Source organism: Agathobaculum sp. LCP25S3_E8 (assembly GCF_052117165.1).
Lineage (GTDB): Bacteria > Bacillota > Clostridia > Oscillospirales > Butyricicoccaceae > Agathobaculum.
In genome coordinates, this window is the sequence record NZ_JBQKJR010000176.1 from 1 (window position 1) to 492 (window position 492).

Genomic DNA, 492 nt, shown 5'->3' on the forward strand with positions numbered 1-492 from the left:
CTACATACTTTTGCAGACACCTTCCAAAAATGGTGCAAAAGAACCGGTTACAGATTCAGTACTTCCGATGCCGAACGAATCCATACCGCAGCCAGGAACGCCGTTGCCACGCTTCCCAAAAATGATAGTACAAAACTGCTGATAACGCAAGCGGCAATCAGCCTGAATACCGTATATGATTCGCTTCATGCGTTCCGCACAGAAATGAACCGGCTGGCCTCTCTGCTGCCAGAATATGAGCTGGTGATGGGGATGGAAGGTGTCGGAAAAATCACAGGACCGCAGTTGATGGCTGAGGTTGGTGATGTCCGCCGTTTTTCGCACAAAGGTGCTCTGGTTGCATACGCTGGTGTGGACGCACCACCGTATCAATCCGGTACATTCGATGCAAAGAATCGTCATGTTTCAAAGCGCGGTTCACCTCACTTGCGTAAGGTGCTGTTTGAGATCGCCTCCATGATTCTTGTTCACGGAAACCCTGACAATTCTGTA

At 49.6% G+C, this 492-nt stretch carries 1 protein-coding gene; it reads left to right on the plus strand.

Annotated features, from left to right (window positions below; all coding sequences use genetic code 11):
• Positions 1-492, plus strand: a 492-nt coding sequence (locus ACTQ34_RS18160; protein WP_441364994.1) for an IS110 family transposase, incomplete at both ends; no start/stop codon positions are given.